General features: G+C 52.5%; 13 protein-coding genes. 6 read left to right on the top strand and 7 right to left on the bottom strand.

Going from position 1 to position 19,030, the window contains the following annotated elements; genetic code table 11:
• Positions 1-31 precede the first annotated feature (31 nt).
• From ACL9RG_RS20270 to ACL9RG_RS20240, 7 genes are all read right to left on the bottom strand, one after another.
• Positions 32-3,157 carry an efflux RND transporter permease subunit gene (locus ACL9RG_RS20270; protein WP_422794456.1) on the bottom strand — a complete coding sequence of 1,042 codons (3,126 nt, stop codon included), beginning with the start codon at positions 3,155-3,157 and terminating at the stop codon, positions 32-34.
• Complete coding sequence (locus ACL9RG_RS20265) at positions 3,158-6,379, bottom strand: efflux RND transporter permease subunit (RefSeq protein ID WP_422794455.1); 3,222 nt, start codon at positions 6,377-6,379, stop codon at positions 3,158-3,160.
• Positions 6,376-7,749, bottom strand: coding sequence for an MdtA/MuxA family multidrug efflux RND transporter periplasmic adaptor subunit (locus ACL9RG_RS20260; RefSeq protein WP_422794454.1), 1,374 nt, complete (start codon positions 7,747-7,749; stop codon positions 6,376-6,378). The genes ACL9RG_RS20265 and ACL9RG_RS20260 overlap by 4 nt, the downstream gene beginning before the upstream one ends.
• Before the next feature lie 506 nt (positions 7,750-8,255).
• Complete coding sequence (locus ACL9RG_RS20255; RefSeq protein WP_422794453.1) at positions 8,256-9,020, bottom strand: SDR family NAD(P)-dependent oxidoreductase; 765 nt, start codon at positions 9,018-9,020, stop codon at positions 8,256-8,258.
• Positions 9,021-9,035: 15 nt separating this feature from the next.
• Positions 9,036-10,064: a ketopantoate reductase family protein gene (locus ACL9RG_RS20250; RefSeq protein WP_422794452.1), complete on the bottom strand. Its 1,029-nt coding sequence runs from the start codon at positions 10,062-10,064 to the stop codon at positions 9,036-9,038.
• 15 nt (positions 10,065-10,079) lie between these two features.
• The gene (locus tag ACL9RG_RS20245; RefSeq protein ID WP_422794451.1) at positions 10,080-10,775 is read right to left on the bottom strand and encodes a creatininase family protein; all 696 of its coding nucleotides are present in this window, start codon (positions 10,773-10,775) and stop codon (positions 10,080-10,082) included.
• On the bottom strand, positions 10,765-11,757 hold the full coding sequence (locus ACL9RG_RS20240) for a GntR family transcriptional regulator (protein ID WP_422794450.1): 993 nt from the start codon (positions 11,755-11,757) through the stop codon (positions 10,765-10,767). The genes ACL9RG_RS20245 and ACL9RG_RS20240 overlap by 11 nt, the downstream gene beginning before the upstream one ends.
• Before the next feature lie 320 nt (positions 11,758-12,077).
• Between ACL9RG_RS20240 and ACL9RG_RS20235 the strand changes: the two genes are divergently transcribed.
• The 6 genes from ACL9RG_RS20235 (at position 12,078) to ACL9RG_RS20210 (ending at position 18,729) form a co-directional block, all read left to right on the top strand.
• Complete coding sequence (locus ACL9RG_RS20235) at positions 12,078-13,670, top strand: ABC transporter substrate-binding protein (protein ID WP_422794449.1); 1,593 nt, start codon at positions 12,078-12,080, stop codon at positions 13,668-13,670.
• 98 nt (positions 13,671-13,768) lie between these two features.
• The gene (locus ACL9RG_RS20230; protein WP_422794448.1) at positions 13,769-14,707 is read left to right on the top strand and encodes an ABC transporter permease; all 939 of its coding nucleotides are present in this window, start codon (positions 13,769-13,771) and stop codon (positions 14,705-14,707) included.
• Positions 14,704-15,555 carry an ABC transporter permease gene (locus ACL9RG_RS20225; protein ID WP_422794447.1) on the top strand — a complete coding sequence of 284 codons (852 nt, stop codon included), beginning with the start codon at positions 14,704-14,706 and terminating at the stop codon, positions 15,553-15,555. The genes ACL9RG_RS20230 and ACL9RG_RS20225 overlap by 4 nt, the downstream gene beginning before the upstream one ends.
• A gap of 120 nt (positions 15,556-15,675) precedes the next feature.
• Positions 15,676-16,740, top strand: a complete 1,065-nt coding sequence (locus tag ACL9RG_RS20220; protein WP_422794446.1) for an ABC transporter ATP-binding protein — start codon at positions 15,676-15,678, stop codon at positions 16,738-16,740.
• A 1-nt stretch (position 16,741) separates the two neighbouring features.
• Positions 16,742-17,740 carry an ABC transporter ATP-binding protein gene (locus tag ACL9RG_RS20215; protein WP_422794445.1) on the top strand — a complete coding sequence of 333 codons (999 nt, stop codon included), beginning with the start codon at positions 16,742-16,744 and terminating at the stop codon, positions 17,738-17,740.
• Between the two features lie 26 nt (positions 17,741-17,766).
• Entirely contained in the window at positions 17,767-18,729 is a 963-nt protein-coding gene (locus tag ACL9RG_RS20210; RefSeq protein WP_422794444.1) for an isoaspartyl peptidase/L-asparaginase family protein, read from the top strand.
• The last annotated feature ends 301 nt before the right edge of the window (positions 18,730-19,030 follow it).

Genomic DNA, 19,030 nt, shown 5'->3' with positions numbered 1-19,030 from the left:
TACTCGCATTAAAAAGTGAAAAGAAAAAGGCTTATTCATGATGGCTTACCCCGTCAGGTTGAGTATGCGGACGTAGGCGGAACCACAAACGACGCGTCGCGCGGCTGATTCTATCCATATACAGATAAACCACCGGCGTAGTGAACAAGGTTAATAACTGACTCAGTGCTAAACCACCGGCAATCGCCAGTCCCAGCGGGCTGCGCAAATCGGCATCACCACCGCTGCCTAATGCCAACGGCAGAGCACCGAAGAAAGCAGCCAGCGTGGTCATCATGATCGGGCGAAAACGCATCAAACAGGCTTGCACGATCGCCTGCTGCGGCGTTAATCCCAATCGTCTTTCAGCATCCAGCGCAAAATCGATCATCATGATGGCGTTCTTTTTGACGATACCGATCAACAGCAAAATCCCTATCAAGGCAATCACCGTCAGCTGAGTATTGGTCATGATCATCAGCAGCAAGGCGCCCAGCCCGGCTGACGGCAAGGTAGATAAAATGGTCAGCGGGTGAATGTAGCTCTCATACAGCATGCCGAGCACGATATATACGGTCATCAAGGCGGCCAAAATCAGCCAAGGCATCTGCGTCGCAAAGGCATCGGCGGCTTGTGCCGTCCCGGCATAACTGGCCTGAATCGTCCCCGGCAAACCGATTTGCGCCATCGCAGTTTTGATGGCTGCCTGTCCTTCTTCCAACGCGACGCCATCGGCTAGGTTAAAGGCAATGGTGGTCGTCGCTGACTGCCCCTGATGCGCCACTGATAACGGCGCATTGGCTCCACTGAAACTGGAGAACGCAGACAGCGGGATTTGCTTACCGGAATCGGTGATGACAAACAGCTGATTCAGCACATTAGGATTGCTGGTGTAATCATCGGTCAGGTTCATCACTACGTGATACTGGTTGAGCGTTTTATAAATGGTCGCGACCTGGCGCTGGCTAAACGAGTTATTGAGCATGGCGTCAATGGTTTTCACATTCACCCCAAGGCGCGTGGCGCGATCGCGGTCAATATTGAGCATCACTTCCTGTCCACCGTTTTGCGCGTCGGAATCCACGCCGGTCAGTTGCGGCAGTTTTTGCAATGCGTCTTTGACCTTCGGCCCCCACTCGCGCAATAGCGCCAGATCGTCAGCTTGCAGACTGTATTGATATTGCGCATTGGCGCTACGGCCGCCGATACGTAAATCCTGCACGGCCATCAGGAACATCTGCGCGCCCGGCAGCTTGGCAGTCTCCATCATCACCCGGTTGGCGATTTCATTGGCCGTCGATTTGCGCAAGTTGTAATCCTTCAGACGCACAAAGAAGTAAGCCGTGTTGCGTGAGCCAAAGCCGCTGCCACCGGCCGAACTCATCACCGTTTCGACGTCTGGGTCATTCTGAATAATTTGGCTGTACTTCATGATCTGCGGCTCAATCGACTGGAACGAGGTGTTCTGGTCGGCGCGCAGCATCCCCATCAACATGCCGGTATCCTGATTCGGGAAAAAGCCCTTTTCGACCACGGTATAAAGATAGAAATTGAGTACTATCGTCAGGAACAGACCAAACAGCGTAATCAACTGATGGCGCATCACCCAATTCAGCCCTTTGGAGTAGCCGGACAGCAGCGCGTTTAGCCCACGTTCGATCAACCGATAGAGTCGCGGCTGGCGCTTTTCTACCGGGGCTCGACGACCAAGGAAACGGGCGCATAACATTGGCGTCAATGTCAGTGAGACGACCATCGAAATCAGCAGCGAAATCGTCAGCGTAACTGCAAACTCGCGGAACAATCGGCCAACAATACTGCCCATCAGCAGCATCGGGATAAATACCGCCACCAGCGATAACGTCATCGACAGCACGGTAAACCCGACCTCTTTCGAGCCCTTAATCGCCGCACGTACCGGCCCTAAGCCCTCTTCAATATGACGGGTAATATTTTCCAGCACCACAATGGCGTCATCGACCACAAACCCAGTGGCGATAATTAACGCCATCAGCGACAGATTATCTAAGCTGTAACCGAGCAGATACATCACCGCGCAGGTACCGATTAACGATACCGGCAGCGCCAGCGCCGGGATGATCACCGCCCGCAAATTGCGCAGGAAGACAAATACCACGGCGATAACCAGCAGCGTTGCTTCCAGCAAGGTTTTTTCGGTATCGCGCAATGATGCCGATACCGTTGGTGAACGGTCCAGGCCAAGATTAAGTTGCACATCTGCCGGTAACTCTTTTTGCATCGTCGGCAATGCCGCCTTAATGGCTTCGATAGTATCCAACATGTTGGCACCGGCCTGCCGGGTGACGCTGATCATTACCGACGGTGTGCTATTGAAATAACCAACGTTAAATTTGTCTTCAACCGAGTCATACACGTGCGCGACATCGCTTAAACGGATCGCTGCCCCATTCACATAGGTGATAATCAGGCTTTGATACTCTTTAGCGGTACTTTGCTGGCCGTTGCCTTCGATCATCCACGACTGACTGCCGCCCTGTAATACCCCTTTCGGCAGATTGGTGGTGTTATTAGCAATTGCCTGACGCACGGTATCGAGCGAAATACCGTAAGAGCTGAGCGCCTGAGGATGCAAGTCGATACGCACGCCGGGTAACGCGCTGCCCACCAGCGATACCTGCCCCACGCCGTTAATCTGCGCAATGTTTTGCTGTAGTTTGCTGGAGGCAATATCGTACAGCTCGCCTTTGCTGCGCGTCTTGGAAGTCAGCGCCAGCATGATAATCGGCGCATCGGCAGGGTTGGCTTTACGATAAGTCGGCATCGACGGCATGCTACTTGGCAGCAACGCGCGTGAAGCGTTGATTGCGGCCTGTACGTCGCGGGCCGCCCCGTTGATATCGCGGTCTAAATCAAACTGCAACACAATGGAAGTTTTGCCATTAGAACTGCTGGAGGTCATTTCATTGACCCCGGCGATTTCCCCTAACGCACGTTCCAGCGGTGTCGCAACCGTCGCCGCCATGGTTTCCGGGTTGGCCCCCGGCAAGCTGGCGCTGACCAGAATCACCGGGAAATCCACCTGCGGCAGCGGCGCAACCGGCAATAAGCGATAACCCAGCAAACCGAGCAGGATCACCGCCATCATCAGCAGCAGGGTTGCCACCGGCCGGAAGATAAAGAAGCGCGAAATATTCATTTATTCCGCCTGTGCCGCAGCTGTTCTGCGGTTCGGCCGCCAGCGCTGTGCCAGACGATCAAACATCAGATAAATCACCGGCGTCGAGAACAGCGTCAGCACCTGGCTGAAGATCAACCCGCCGACGATCACCAGCCCGAGCGGTTGGCGTAGTTCAGCCCCCGAACCACTCGCCAGCATCAGCGGCAATGCACCAAGCAGCGCCGCCATCGTGGTCATCAATATCGGTCGGAAACGCAGTAAACAGGCCTGATGAATCGCCTCACGCGGCGACAGATGCTGTTTATGTTCCGCCTCCAGCGCAAAGTCGATCATCATAATGGCGTTCTTTTTAACAATACCGATCAGCAATATCACCCCAATCAGAGCAATCAGGCTGAACTCGGTGCCGCTAAACAGTAACGACAGCAGCGCACCGACCGCCGCCGACGGCAGCGTGGAAAGAATGGTCACCGGGTGAATAAAGCTCTCGTAGAGAATGCCCAGCACCACATACATCGTTAGTAACGAGGCAAGGATCAACCACAGCGTATTGCCAGTAGCGTTATCAAACGACTCCGCCGCGCCCTGGTAATGCAGCGTCACGGTATCCGGCATGCCAATGGCTTTCACCGTATCCCGAATAGCCTGCTGCGCTTTTTCCAGCGAGTAATCATCTTTGAGGTTAAACGACACCGTTACCGCCGGGATCTGGTTTAACCGCGCCTGTGATAGCGAACCGGTACGCATATGAATAGTGGCAATCGAGGTCAATCTCACCATGCCGGTTGTACCGGAGGTGCCACTCGTCGTGCTGGCCGAGGCCGAACTGGAGTTATTATCGGTGCTGCTAGATGTACTGGTTGAGTTACTGTCACTGCTGCTGGTGCTGGTCGTTGTGCTGGTATTACCGCTGTTAGTCGCCAGATAGATATCATTAAACGCATCTGGCGATTGCTGATATTTCGGCGCAACTTCTAATACCACACGGTACTGATTGGACTGGGTAAAAATGGTCGAAATCAGCCGCTGACCAAAAGCGTTATACAGCGCGGTATCAACGTCGGAAGCGGTAATTCCGTAACGGGCTGCCGCATCGCGATTAAGCTCAACATAGGCAACCTGTCCCTGGGTTTGTAAGTTGCTCACCACGTCGCTAAATTCCGGCAACGCGCTGAGTTTATCGAGCAGTTTCGGCGTCCAGGTCAGCAGATTTTCGCTATCGGTATCATCAAGCGTGAACTGGTATTGGCTTGGCGTAACCTGATCATCAACGGTTAAATCCTGCGATGCCTGCATATATAGCTGAATACCCGGGATCGACGCCGTCTCTTCTTTCAAACGCGCGATCACCTGCGCCGCACGGTCGCTACGCTGATCAAAGGGTTTGAGGTTGATCTGCAAGCTGCCGCTATTCAAGCTGGTATTATTGCCATCGATACCAATGGTCGATGCCACACTCTCGACATCTTTGTCCTGCAAAATCACATCGGCTAGCGCTTGCTGGCGACGTCCCATTTCGCTAAAGGAGACGCTTTGCGAGGCGCGAGTGATCCCTTGGATCATCCCGGTATCTTGCGAAGGGAAGAAGCCTTTCGGCACGGCAATATACAGCAATGCCGTCACGGCAAAAGTTGCCAGCGCGACCAGTAATGTCAAACGCTGATGGTTGAGCACTACGGTTAACATACGGTCGTAACCGGCAATCAGCTTATCAAACATCTGCCCGCTTTTACGGTAAAAACGGCTCTGCTTCTCTTCCGGGATATGGCGCAGTAAATAGGCGCACAGCATCGGCGTGAGGGTCAATGATACAAACATCGACACCATAATCGATACCGCCAGCGTGATAGCAAACTCACGGAACAGACGCCCAACGATATCGCCCATAAACAGCAGCGGGATCAGTACCGCAATCAGCGAGAAAGTCAGCGAGATAATGGTAAAGCCGATCTGCTTCGAGCCTTTCAGCGCCGCCTGCATCGGCGTTTCGCCGTCTTCTAAACGGCGGCTGATATTTTCCACCACCACGATGGCGTCATCGATAACAAATCCGGTGGCTATCGTCAGCGCCATCAGCGACAGATTGTTGAGGCTGAAACCCGACAGATACATCACGCCAAAGGTGCCCACTAACGACAAAGGTACCGCCAGGCTTGGGATCAACGTTGCCGCTACATTGCGTAAGAACAGGAAGGTCACCATCACCACCAGCGCAATAGAGAGCATCAGCTCAAATTGCACGTCGTGTATCGACGCACGAATGGTCTGGGTTCGGTCAGAAAGAATGGTGACTTTAATGGAGTTGGGCAGCGCCGACTGTAATTTCGGTAGCTGTGCTTTAATGGCATCGACGACCGCAATGACGTTAGCACCCGGCTGGCGCTGAATATTAATAATGATCGCCGGCTGCTTATTAGCCCAGGCTGATAAGTATTGGTTTTGGGGCGCGTCACTAATCGTGGCGATATCGCGTAAACGCAGCGCGGCACCGTTGTTATAAGTCAGTATCAAATTGCCGTAATCGGCCGCTGAGCGCAGCTGGTCATTGGCATCAATGGTAATGGAATGATGCGGTCCATCAAAACCACCTTTCGAACCATTGACGTTACTATTGCTAATCAGTGTGTTGACCGATTCCAGCGTCAGATTATGGGCTGCCAGCGCGCTTGGGTTGACCTGCACACGCACCGCAGGCTGTTGCCCACCGGCCAATGTCACCATCCCAACGCCAGAAATTTGCGACAGTTTCAACGCCATGCGTGTGTTAACTAAATCTTGCACCTGGGTCATTGGCAGCGAATTTGAAGTCACCGCCAGCGTCAGTACCGCTGCATCCGCCGGGTTAACCTTTTTATAGGTTGGCGGATTAGGCAGATTAGTGGGTAACAGGTTATTCGCCGCGTTAATCGCTGCCTGAACTTCTTGCTCAGCGACATCAAGTGACAAGTCGAGCGAGAATTTCAGGGTAATTAAAGAAGAGCCGGTCGAGCTGGTAGAGTACATTTGGCTCAACCCGGGCATCTGCCCGAGTTGACGCTCTAATGGTGCGGTGATCCCAGATGCCATCACATCAGGGCTGGCGCCAGGATTAAGCGTGGTGACCTGAATCGTCGGGTAATCAACCTCGGGCAATGCTGAAACCGACAGCATGTTGTAGGCAAAAATCCCCGACAGCAGCACACCAATCATTAACAGAATAGTGGCGACCGGCCTTTCGATAAAGATGCGAGATGGATTCATTTCGACTCGCTATCTTGGCTGTGTTTAACGCGTTGAGGGTCAGCCTGCTCAGATGGCTCCTGTTGCCCCGGTTGCGGGCGCGTGGTGGCATCAGCCGCCGTGGCAGGCTCGGCAGCATTTTGGCCGTTGGCAGTGACAATTTGCACTTTATCGCCATCATTCAAGCGGTCAATACCGTTGGTAACCAACATATCGCCAGGTTCGATTCCTGACAGGATAGCAACCTGGTCGTTACCAAAATCTGGCCCGGCTTTTACTTGCTTACGCAACACGGTGTTATCTGGTTTCACCAGATAAACAAAATCACCATCGCCACTCAATTGCAGTGCGGCGGATGGGATCACCGTTGCCCCTTTCAGCGTACCAACCTGCAAGCGCGTATTGACGAACTGATTCGGATACAGTGCCTCATCATCATTATCGAATAACGCCTTGAGTTTCACGCTACCGGTGCTGGTATCAATTTCGTTACTGATAAACGAAAGCTTACCCTGTGCCAGTAAATTATTGCCATTTTCGTCAAAGGCGGTGGTCTGCAATGTCTGACCGCCACGCAACGCTTTCAGCAGCGTTTGCAAATTACTTTGCGGCACGCTGAAGGTCACCGCAATTGGCTGGGTTTGCGTAATAGTGACAATGCCGGTAGAGCTGCTGCTTGACACCATATTTCCCGGATCAACTAAACGTAATCCAACATATCCGCTGACCGGCGCAGTAATACGTGCAAATTCAATATTAAGTTTTGCCGCCGCAATTTGTGCCAAATCGGCTTTTACCGCCCCGGCATATTGTCCTGTGGTCGCAATCTGGGTATCGAGATCCTGGCGAGCCAATGAATCCTGAGCGAATAATTTTTTATAGCGGGCTAAGGTTAATTCAGCGCTTTTCAGTAATGCCTGATTTTGTGCCAAATCGCCCTGATATTGATCCAACGTTGCTTGATAGCTGCGCGGATCTATTTGCGCTAATAGCTGCCCTTCTTTCACCTTTTGTCCTTCGGTGAAATAAACCTTCATCAACTGCCCGTCAACGCGACTGGTTACTGTCACATTCGCATTCGCCGTTACCGTACCCAGCGCACGAAGATAAACCGGCACATCGGCAACCGTGGCTTTACCAGCCTGAACGGGTGTGGCACCGCCGTTCATTGCCATGCGCATGGCCCGCATATTGGCGTTTCGGCCTCCGCCGCCGTTGCCTCCGCGATGTTCACCGCGCTGGCCTTCGCCGCGATGTGCCATCGGGCCACCTTCAGGCGTTTGGCGATTATGGAAAAAGAAGAACCACACCAGGAGCACCAGCAGAATAACCGCCAGCAGGAACCATAACTTTGTACGTTTTTTCGAGCTTGACGGGGCAGTTGGCAGCATAAGTTTCTTAATTTCGCAGTGATATTTAAATGGAAAAGTTGAAATAAGCGTTTCAACAAGAAATTTTATTATCCAGAAAATAAACCAAAACTGTTTTTAGGACATCGTAAAGGTTCAGTAAGCAATTCAAATATAATATGTCGAGATTGCAGTTAATTTACATCGTCTTAGTGGAAAGATCATTATGGGATTATTACTTATAGAAACCAACAAAGAAGGTTGAGGAAAATTACTGGCGGGTATTTATCTTGGAACGGCGCGAGTTCGCTCGCTTGGCCGATAAGATGCGCTATTTAAGGCCAAGATCAAAAGGATGAAGGCCAGAGGTCAAAAGACAGGCTATTGGATTCTGAACGAAAACTAATAGATCAATAAAGGGCGAGAGACAACTGAGGTTATTACGATAAAAGAAACGCCGACGAACGGCGGCGTTGATATACCGGTAATACTGGATGCCATCTCTGCGTTAGCTGCATGACTCCCCATCCTTGGGGCTTACGCTGAGATTATTTGCCGCCATCGACGCTGAGTATTTGGCCGGTGACCCAGTTAGCCCAGTCGGAAGCAAAGTAGAGAACCGCATGAGCGATATCTTCTGCGACGCCAAGGCGTTTGAGGGCGATACGTTCTATTAGCTGGCGCTGCCCTTCTTCACCCATCGCCTCCCACTGCTTTTCGGTGGAAGGGTTGCTGCGGATAAAACCGGGGGCAACGTTATTAACGGTAATATTCCACGGGCCGAGTTCGTGGGCTAACTGGCGGGTTAAGCCAATTTGTCCAGCCTTGGCACTGGCATAAGCCTGAATACCGGTCAGGCTGATTTCTAATCCAGCGCGGCTGGAGATATTGATAATACGGCCAAATTTATTGTGTTTCATGGCGCTGACTGCCGCTTGCGACATCAAAAATGCGCCGGTCAGGTTGACGTTAACAATCGCCTGCCACTGTTCAAAAGTGACGTTTTCAAGCGGCTGACCTTGCTGACCGACCACGCCACCGGCGTTATTTACCAGCGTATCAATCGATTGACCTTTAGTGTTTAACTCATCAAATAAGGCTTTCACCGCCGCCGCATCGCTGATATCCAGCAGCCGCGCCTGGCAGTTTTCACCGCATAACGCCGCCGTTTCTTCAACTAATTGCTGCTGAATATCACAGGCGATAACTGACGCACCGCGTGCAGAAAATGCTTGAGCAATCGCGCGGCCAAAACCTTGGGCAGCGCCCGTCACCAACACGCGACGGCCGGTAAAATCAAAACTGTTTTGCATGGTAGAGTCCTGTAATTAGATATCCAGCAGAGCCAACGTTTCTTGCGACTGCGGCAACTCACCGCGTTCCACCTGATGAATCAGCGCCACTAATTGCGTAGTTAACGCCATCGGCAAATTGAAACGCGCGCCAATAGGAATAGCGCAAGCAATCTGGGCATCAACTTCAGTCGGACGCTTACGCACCGCTAAATCACGCCAGATGCCAGAATGAGATTTCGCCGAACGGCGGTTATGCGCCACCATGTCATCAAAGGACTTTTGAGTTTGCTCTGGGCAGGCATCGGGTAAGAACGCCTGCGGGTCAAACCCGTCAAAGGCCTGCAGTTTGATATTCTGCGCCGCAGCCAGCTCGCCAATTTCTAGCGATAACCTTGTCAATACCGGGCGACACTGCGGCGTGGCAAACACATCGGCAATGCTGTCGTTGGTTAATGCCGTCGCAAATAGCAATGCGCCATAAATCATCTTGGCCCACAAAAAACCCCAGATGTTATCGGTTAACACCGCCGCGCTATCAAGCGTTTGTAACAGCGAGAACAGGTACTCGGTACGAGGACGCGTTATCCCATCAAGCTCACCGATGACCACCGCGCCGCGCCCACCGTGGTGAATCACCCCCGGTTCGAGAAAATCCGCGCCAAAATTCAGGAAGGCACCGACGGTGCGCTCAACACCAACGACCTCGGCAATACGGTGTTCATTAAGACCGTTTTGAAGCGAAACCACGCAGCCTTGCTCAGCAAGATGCGGCGCAATATCTGCCATCGCCGCTTCGGTATGATGAGATTTTACCGCCAGCAGGATGCAGTCAAATTCACCGACCAGCTGTTCTGGCAAAAAAGCCTGCGCCTCGAGCCTGAAATCGCCCATTGGCCCGGTTATCTTCAACCCTCGCTGATTAATCGCCGCAACATGTTCTGCTACGTTATCGACAAAGATCACCGGCTGGCCTGCGCGAATAAATGCCGCGCCGATCACCCCACCAATCGCGCCGGCTCCCCAAATCACCATCGGTTGTAATGCTTGCGTATTCTCTGACATGCGGCCACTTCCCCGTTATAAGGTGTCGATAATCTCGCGCAGTTCATCCACTGCGGTGCGCCAGATAGCCAGCATTTCATCATCTGCACGCTGGTAGTAACCGCCGTAGTTACCATCACCAAGATAGGCACGCACGCCTGCCGGGTCTTTTTTGCGTAATTCGCTCAGGCTTATCATTGGCTTGCGGGTATCTGGCATCTCAACACCGGTCAGGCGTGTCCAGGGAAAGTTTTCCATCCACGAAGCATGGGAGGCAATAGGGTCAATGTCAGTGACTTTCGCCCACGTTGCTGGCGCGTTCCACCAGTTATGAAACTGAATCGTGATGCCAGGATTATTCACCATCCACTCATTGATCATATTTTGCGCCGGCGAGTTACCGCCATGACCATTCACAAACAGAATGCGCCGAAAGCCTTGGCGTTTCAGGTTGTTGAGGATGTCGTTAATCACACCGATATAGGTCTGCATACTCAGGCTAATGGTGCCGGGATAATCACTGAACGCCGGTGTCATCCCAAAAGGCAGCACAGGAAACACCGGCACGCCCGACAACTCTGCAGCATCAAGCGCGACTTTTTCTGCCAGAATCGAATCCACCGACAGGCTGAGCATAGCGTGCTGTTCGGTACTGCCAAGCGGCACAATGACCCGGTCATCGGTTTGCAGGTAGCGCTCGAGCTGCTGCCAGTTCATCTCACTAATTCTCATTGGGTTCCCTAGTGTTGGACGATGTTAAAAGGCCCTGCTGCAATAATGGGATAACCACCCGCTGGATCTCACCTGCGTCAGGAACATGGCGATACTCAAAGCAGTGCTGGCCGACGCCAAGCTGCTCGCCTAATGATTCGGCGCCGGTGGCATAGACCAACGCATCGGTTTGTTTCATCAGGCTATCGAGTTTTGGATCATCACGTTGGGTAACCGTGACAGAATGCACATGTGGAGCGAATCGCTGAACGCCATTGGCCATCAGCGAGGTAAATTCTGGAAAAATAGAGACCACCAGCACCTTGGCGAGAGGGTCGAGTGACGCCAGAGAGAGTCGGGTCGTTTCTGATGGAATAAAGCTGATATTGAGCAGCGGTTGTCCTGGGAGTAATTGACTCACCTCACGTCGACGGTGCGCAAAAGTCAGCAGCAGATCGGCACCGCTGGCTCGCTTGCGTAAAGCTTCATCCTGATTAAGCTCCGATACAGTTGTCGACTCGATATCGGCAATATCCCCCAAGGTTTCGGCAATCGCCTCTGCATAATCACGGGCGGATTGCACAAAGTTGCCGATTAAAAACACCTTTTTCTTCTGCAATTTCCGCTGACGATCGTTAAAACGGCTGCTGACTAACGCACCAAGATCATTGGCATTGATCCCCAGCGCTAAACCACAATCGATCACCTTATCCACCTGCTGATGCAAATCGTCGAGATCTTGAATACCCGCGCTTTGTAGTACACTTGCATCGGCAATAAAGGTTCCTGAGCCGGGCTTGCTGTACACCAGTTCGGCTTCTTTCAATTCTCGATATACCTGCGCCACCGTCATCGGTGCAACGCCAACCAACTCCGCCATCTCTCGCACTGAAGGCAACTGCTCGCCGGGCTTTAGTGCGCCAAAGGTAATGGCATATTCGATCATGCCCCGCAGTTGAACACCCAGGGGAAGAGAAGACTGTCGATCGAGATGAAATTCCATATCCTGCCTTAATAACTGTACTGGTCTGATAATACATTACTGCTCTATTTTGCAGCAACGCAAGAGTAAAAAAGAAAAAAACTTTAAAAAGTGTACTGACATATTAGAAATACCGATTTTGTTGCATTTTTTTTGCGCTAATTATTGACAACGAGTGAGCAATGCTACAAATATCGTATTGGTTCATTAGAACAGATAGGCCATGTGCCGTGAATAACAAGATTCAATGAACCCACGTAATACCTTGTCTTAGCCCTTTGCTAAGACCCAAGCAACTTCATGACGGGCACTTCATTTCTGACGAATTAGAGGGCATGGCAATGACAATAATACGAAAATTGACCTTGGCAGCGTTACTGACAGCAGGCGTACTCAACGTTTCTGCCTCACAAGCTGCCGATCAGATCCATCGTGGTGGCACTATGGTGTATGGCCGTTACGCCGACAGTATCTTCCTTGAGCCGGTATACACCGAAGATAACTACGATATCTGGATCCTCTCTAACCTGTACGACACGCTGTTACACCCAACCAACGATGGTAAAGGCATTGAGGCGGGGTTAGCGACGGCATGGAAAGTGTCTGACGACGGCAAAAGCGTCACCTTAACGCTGCGCCAGGGCACTAAATTCTCCGACGGTACGCCGATCACCGCAGAAGATGTGAAATGGTCACTCGAGCGTGCCAGCAAGCCGGGTAACGGCATTTGGCAATTCCTGGTCAGCGCAATCGATAGCGTAAGCATCAGCGATCCGCAAACCGTGGTGATCCATCTTTCTCATCCAGATCCGGCGATCTTGAGCGCATTAACGGTATTCAATACCTCGATCATGCCATCGAAAGAATTTGAAGCGGAACCGGGGAAAACCGATCACGATAAAGCGGTAGCCTTTGCGCAACATCCTGTCGGTTCCGGCCCGTTTGTGCTGAAATCCTGGCAGCATAACTCCACCATGAATCTGGTACGCAACCCGTATTACTGGGCGAAAGGGGCGGATGGCCAATCCCTGCCGTACCTGGATGGCATCAAATTTGAAATCATCCCTGACGATGCAACCCGCATCCTGAAACTGCAATCAGGCGAGCTGGATGGTGCTGAGTTTATTCCTTATTCTCGCGTTAAAGAGCTGCAAGGCGATCCATCGCTCAATATGATGCTCTATCCGTCAACCCGCGTGGAATATGCTAACGTCAACGCTCGCCCACAAATCGACGGCAAGCCAAACCCGTTGGCGAACCCGAAAGTGCGTCAGGCACTGAATTACGCCATTGATAAAGATGCCATTATCCAACTGGTGACGTTCGGTATCGGCAAGCCGATGACCTCCTTTATGTCGACCTCTACTCCGCTCAACTCCGGCACCAAACCGCTGTATCCGGTCGATGTAGCAAAGGCGCAGCAACTGTTGAAAGAGGCCGGTTATCCGAATGGCTTTAGCACTAGCCTGATGATCCTGTCTGGTAACGAAGATGACATCAGTATTGCCACCGCCCTGCAACAAATGTGGTCGCAGATTGGGGTTAAACTGTCGATTAATCAGGTCGATGTCGCAACGCGCACTGACAACTATCGTAAAGGTAATTTCGAGATGCGCCTGTCGCCGTGGACTGACGATATTGCCGACCCGAATGAAATCACCACCTACTTTGCCTATTCGAAAAACATTCAGGCATTGCACTCCGGCTGGAAAGACGACCATTTAGATGCACTGTTTGAAGCCTCGCAAAAAGAGATCGATCCGGCTAAGCGTGCGCAAGATTACAAACAAATTCAGGATATCTACAACACTACCGGGCCAAGCATTCCGCTATATGAAAGCTCCTACCCGGTAGCGCTGAAGAAAGATGTTCACGGCTTCGTGCAGATCCCACTGGGGAACAACATCTTTACCGAGACCTACCTGCAAAAATAATTCTAATAAGACTGAGGAAATGCAAGGCAGCGCAGACTGCCTTGCTCCCAGACAGGGACGTTTTGTGAATGATGTCAGCATGAAACCAGGAGGCACAGGTGCCTGAGTTTGCCTATATCCTGAAACGGATATTATTGATTATTCCCACACTGCTGGTGATTCTGGTGGTGACATTTACGCTGGTGCGTCTGCTACCGGGCGATCCGGCCAGCGCCATGATTGGCGACCGAGCGACCACCGCCGACGTCACCCGTATCAATGCACAGCTCGGTTTGAATAAACCGTTGTTAGTACAGTTTTATGATTTTGTTCGCCAGGTCGCCAGCGGCAATCTGGGTACTTCTTATTCATCACACGCGCCGGTAACCCAAGTCATTGCCGAACGTTTGCCGGTTACCTTGTTACTGACCGCCATGGCTGGCGTGATGGCGCTTCTCATGGCGATACCGCTGGCGTTTATCTCGGCATTGAAACGCAACAGCGTGGCCGATGTGGCGATTCGCGGTACGTCGCAAGTCACTTTATCGATGCCGACGTTTTATATCGGGCTGGTCTTGCTGACGCTGCTTTCGGCTAAATTGCATTGGTTCCCGGTCGGTGGCTATGGCGATACTTTTGGGCAAAAACTGTATCACCTGTTTTTACCGGCGTTGACGCTGGCCGTGAGCATTACCTCAATCCTGATTAACAGTCTGCGTAACTCAATTATTGCCGTGCTGGATGCTGAATACATCACCTTTGCTCGCGCCAAAGGATTAAACAGCCGGGTGATCTTGCTGCGCCACGTACTGCGCAACTCGCTGATCCCAATGTTGACGCTCTTCGCATTGAATATGGGCACCACCATCGGCAGCGCGGTGATCACCGAAACCGTCTTTGCCGTACCGGGCATTGCCCGCTTGATGGTCGATAGCATTTTCAGCCGAGATTACCCGATGGTACAAGGCTTGGTGATCGTGCTGTCGGTACTGGTGTCGCTGATATTTCTGATCACCGATATCGTGCAGGTAATGATTGACCCACGGAGAGCAAGATGAGCGAACTGATCACCCAACGTTCACTGACCCGTTCATGGCGACGACACCTGCCGCTGTCTTCACTACTCGGCTGTGTCATAGTGCTATTTACGCTGGTGGCCGCATTCTTCCCACACTGGATCACCAGCTATAACCCGCTGGCTTTTGATTTTCGCGCCATCCTAAAAGGGCCGAGTCTGCAACACTGGTTCGGCACCGATAACTTTGGCCGCGATATCTTTGCCCGGGTGATCTACGCCTACCAGGTTGATCTGCAAATCGCCTTCTTTACCACCTTGTTCCCGATGATTTTCGGTACCTTGGCCGGATTGTTAGTCGGCTATTTTGGCGGCATTGCCGACGTGCTGTTTCAACGCATTGTTGATGCTGTGATCACGTTTCCATTGCTGGTGTTGGTAATTGCTATTGTGGCAATCCTCGGCCCAGGCCTGAACAGCATGTACATCGCGGTGGGCATCATTTATTGGGTGTTCTATGCCCGCCTGATCGCCGGTGAAGTCAGTGTACAAAAGCGCCTTGATTATGTTGCTGCCGGTAAAGTGATGGGTTATAGCCCGCTGCGCATTATCTTTCGCCACGTGCTGCCCAACGTCATTACTACCACGCTTGTGTATTGGATGACCGATATGGCGCTGGCTATCTTGCTTGGCTCTAGTCTGGGCTATCTCGGCCTTGGTGCGCAGCCACCCGCCGCTGAGTGGGGCGTATTGATCGCCGCCGGTAAAAACTTTATGGATACCGCCTGGTGGATCACTATTTTCCCCGGTATTGCCATTGTGGTCACCGGACTAGGCTTTAGCCTGCTAGGCGACCTGATTGCCGACTGGTTACGCCCCGGCCATCGTTGAGCGCGCTTAGGTTGATCGAGCGAGCAGCTCACGATAGTTGATCCAAATAGTTGATCACGGTTAATAACAGCGGGCCTTGTCAGCCAGACGAGGCCAACGCCACAGATGCGAGGGCGACTCATGCCTAACACAGCAATGCCTGACACGACACATAATGAAGAAGCACTTAATCAACCTCCAGCGGCCGATAGCCTGCTACGCGTCAGCCAATTAAACACTCTGATCCATACGCCACGCGGTACGTTGCGGGCGATTCAGGACGTGAGTTTTAGCTTACAACCTGGCGAAATCTTGGGATTGGTTGGTGAATCCGGTTCGGGGAAAAGCGTCACCTTGCGCTCTTTGTTGCGGGTGATGCCAAAAACCACCGATATCTCCGGGTCTGTCCAGTGGCAAGGTCGTGAACTATCCGACATGCCGCCAAAAGAGCTGCGAGCGGTACGCGGCGGCGAAATCGCGATGATTTTCCAGGAACCAATGATCGCCCTAAACCCGGTATTAACCGTGTGGCGACAAATTGATGAAAGCCTGGCGGCGCATACTGACCTCAATCGAAAACAGCGCCGCGCCCGCGCCATTGAGCTGTTAAATCAGGTGGGTATACCGGCACCAGAAATGCGGGTTGATGATTATCCGCATCAGTTTTCTGGCGGTATGCGTCAACGGGTGATGATCGCTATCGCGCTGGCGGGTAATCCGCAGTTATTACTTGCCGATGAGCCAACGACCGCGCTGGACGTCACCATTCAAGAGCAGATCCTCAAACTGCTGTCGACCCTGCGTGATGAATTGGGTATGGGCATGATCTTCGTTACCCACGATCTGGGTGTCGTCGCCCAGCTGTGCGATCGCGTCGCGGTGATGTACGCCGGACGCATCGTCGAGAATGCGCCTGTGGCCGAGATTTTCAGCCAACCACGCCATCCTTATACTCAAGGGTTAATGGCTTCAGTGCCGCAAACCGGCGGTGAGCGTACGCCGCTGCTGTCGATTGAAGGTACGCCGCCATCGCTGCTAAACCTGCCAAAAGGCTGTAGTTTCAGCCCACGCTGTCGTTATAAAACCGCACGCTGCGAGCAGGAAGTTCCTATCCTGGACAGCCTGAATACGCAGCATCACGTGGCCTGCCATCATTATGCCGACTTGCCTGCTGCCACCACTTTGCAGCCAACATCAGGAGCCTGAGATGAGCGAAACGACCTACTCACCGAATCTGTCGATCCTCAGCGTAGAAGATGCGATGGTGCACTTCCCATTGGCTTATCCGCTGCTGGACCGCTTGCAAGGTAAACCGCGAAAATATGTGCAGGCGTTAAACGGCGTGCGCCTTGAGATGCAGCGTGGTGAAACGCTCGGCATCGTTGGCGAATCCGGCTGCGGTAAATCCACCCTCGCCCGCGCAATGGTCGGTTTGCTCGAGACCAGTGACGGTAAAATTCGCTTTAACGGCAAAGATATTTCCGCACTACAGGGCAAAGCCCGGCGCAGCTTTAACCGTCAGGTGCAGATGATTTTCCAAGACCCGTACAGTTCACTTAATCCACGAATGACCGTGGGTCAGATGCTGACCGAGGCGCTATCAGTACATAACATGTGCCCGAAAGCGCAGATCCCGGCGCGTATACTTGAACTAATGGAGTTAGTGCGTCTGCCCGCTGACGCCATCGACAAACTGCCGCACGAGTTTTCCGGCGGCCAGCGCCAGCGTATTGGTATCAGCCGCGCCTTAGCGGTGCAGCCCGACGTATTGATCGCTGATGAACTGGTTTCTGCGTTGGATGTCTCCGTTCAGGCGCAAGTGGTGAATTTACTGCTCGATTTACAGCAAAAACTCTCTTTAAGCGTACTGTTTGTGGCACATGACTTACGGCTGGTACGTCATATTTCGCACCGCGTCGCGGTGATGTATCTGGGGGAAGTGGTCGAAGTTGGCGATACCGAAACGCTGTATCAAACGCCGCTGCATCCTTATACTCAAGCGCTATTAAACGCAGCACCGAGTATGGACCCGAACGAGCGCGGTAAAAATGTCAGCCTGACCGGCGAGCTGCCAAGCCCGCTATCACCTCCGTCCGGTTGTCGCTTCCATACCCGCTGTCCGCACGTCACCGAGCGTTGCCGAACCGAACGCCCGATATTAGCCCAAAAACCCGGTGGGCAACACGTTGCCTGCCATCTTGTTTAACGCGCTGAGCAATGGAGCAATCTGTCATGACTGAACACCACATTCCTTATTCTTTGGCATTGCACGGCGGCTGCGGCGTGATGGCCCCAGAAGATATGACCCCGACAGAATGGGAAGAAGCGCGTGAGCATCTCAAACAAGCATTGCGCGCCGGGTGGCACGTTCTTAGCAGCGGCGGCACCGCCGTTGACGCAGTACAAGCCACCGTATTAGTGATGGAAAACTCTATCTATTTCAACGCCGGTTATGGTGCGGCACTCAATAGCGACGCCGAACACGAATTGGATGCGGCGATTATGGATGGCGAAACGTTGGCCGCTGGTGCCGTGTGCGGCGCGCGCCATATCCGTAACCCGGTGCTGGCCGCCCGCCGCCTGCTCGATTTAGGAGAAAGCGTACTGCTTACCGCTGAGGGGGCCGATAATTTTGCCAAACAACAAGGTCTGGAATGTGTTGAGTCGGATTACTTCACCACGCCACGCCGCCTTGCGGCATTAGAATCTATGCGCCGCCACCAGCAGGCTGGCACGTATAAAGCCGCCAGAGAATCGGAGAAACACGGCACCGTTGGCGCAGTGGCTCGCGATATTAATGGCCATCTGGCAGCGGCAACCTCTACCGGCGGTTACACCAATAAACCAGCGGGACGCATCGGCGACAGCCCAATCATTGGTGCAGGCACTTACGCCCGCGACGGTGTGTGCGCAGTATCTGGCACCGGCCAAGGGGAATTCTTTATTCGTCATGTGATGGCTTACGATATTGCCGCCCGTATGAGTTACGGCGGTGAAACGCTGGAACAAGCGGCCAATAAATTAGTATTAGGTGAATTCAAACAACTCGGCGTGGGCGCGGGTGCTATTGCGATTGATGCTCACGGCAACGTTTGTGCACCATATAACACGCTGGGGATGTTCCGCGGGTGGGTTCTGCCAAATGGGATGGCGGTCGTCGCCACACACGATGAGTTGTTTGAGTTTGTACTGTAAACACAATCCGCCTGATAAAAACGTCATCCTCAGCGTTAATCATTGGGGATGAGTCACACTCGCAGCGAGTTTGATGACTGTGTCACAAGCCAACGGCAGAGTAAAAGCAGTCAGATATCGAACTTAAGCGGGCAGTTCCAGTGGTTGATATGCTGTATGGTCAGAACAAGCACTCAAGTTGTAGCATAATAAAGTTCTTCAACTTGAGTGGAGCCGGGTTAAATTGTAAGTATCCCAGCTTTAGTTCCAGGCACTTTTTGAGACTTCCGGGTTTTCAGCCATCAGCCGGTATTCTTCCGGT

Origin of the sequence: Rouxiella sp. Mn2063 (assembly GCF_049319665.1) — a bacterium.
Taxonomy (GTDB): domain Bacteria; phylum Pseudomonadota; class Gammaproteobacteria; order Enterobacterales; family Enterobacteriaceae; genus JBMOUD01.
The sequence above is the reverse complement of the archived record's forward strand: the minus strand, read 5'-3'. Positions and strand labels throughout refer to the sequence as shown.

Coding starts and splice junctions, on each gene's coding strand:
- ACL9RG_RS20270 (WP_422794456.1), bottom strand. CDS start 3,157: ATGAATATTTCGCGCTTCTTTATCTTCCGGCCGGTGGCAACCCTGCTG.
- ACL9RG_RS20265 (WP_422794455.1), bottom strand. CDS start 6,379: ATGAATCCATCTCGCATCTTTATCGAAAGGCCGGTCGCCACTATTCTG.
- ACL9RG_RS20260 (WP_422794454.1), bottom strand. CDS start 7,749: ATGCTGCCAACTGCCCCGTCAAGCTCGAAAAAACGTACAAAGTTATGG.
- ACL9RG_RS20255 (WP_422794453.1), bottom strand. CDS start 9,020: ATGCAAAACAGTTTTGATTTTACCGGCCGTCGCGTGTTGGTGACGGGC.
- ACL9RG_RS20250 (WP_422794452.1), bottom strand. CDS start 10,064: ATGTCAGAGAATACGCAAGCATTACAACCGATGGTGATTTGGGGAGCC.
- ACL9RG_RS20245 (WP_422794451.1), bottom strand. CDS start 10,775: ATGAGAATTAGTGAGATGAACTGGCAGCAGCTCGAGCGCTACCTGCAA.
- ACL9RG_RS20240 (WP_422794450.1), bottom strand. CDS start 11,757: ATGGAATTTCATCTCGATCGACAGTCTTCTCTTCCCCTGGGTGTTCAA.
- ACL9RG_RS20235 (WP_422794449.1), top strand. CDS start 12,078: ATGACAATAATACGAAAATTGACCTTGGCAGCGTTACTGACAGCAGGC.
- ACL9RG_RS20225 (WP_422794447.1), top strand. CDS start 14,704: ATGAGCGAACTGATCACCCAACGTTCACTGACCCGTTCATGGCGACGA.
- ACL9RG_RS20220 (WP_422794446.1), top strand. CDS start 15,676: ATGCCTAACACAGCAATGCCTGACACGACACATAATGAAGAAGCACTT.
- ACL9RG_RS20215 (WP_422794445.1), top strand. CDS start 16,742: ATGAGCGAAACGACCTACTCACCGAATCTGTCGATCCTCAGCGTAGAA.
- ACL9RG_RS20210 (WP_422794444.1), top strand. CDS start 17,767: ATGACTGAACACCACATTCCTTATTCTTTGGCATTGCACGGCGGCTGC.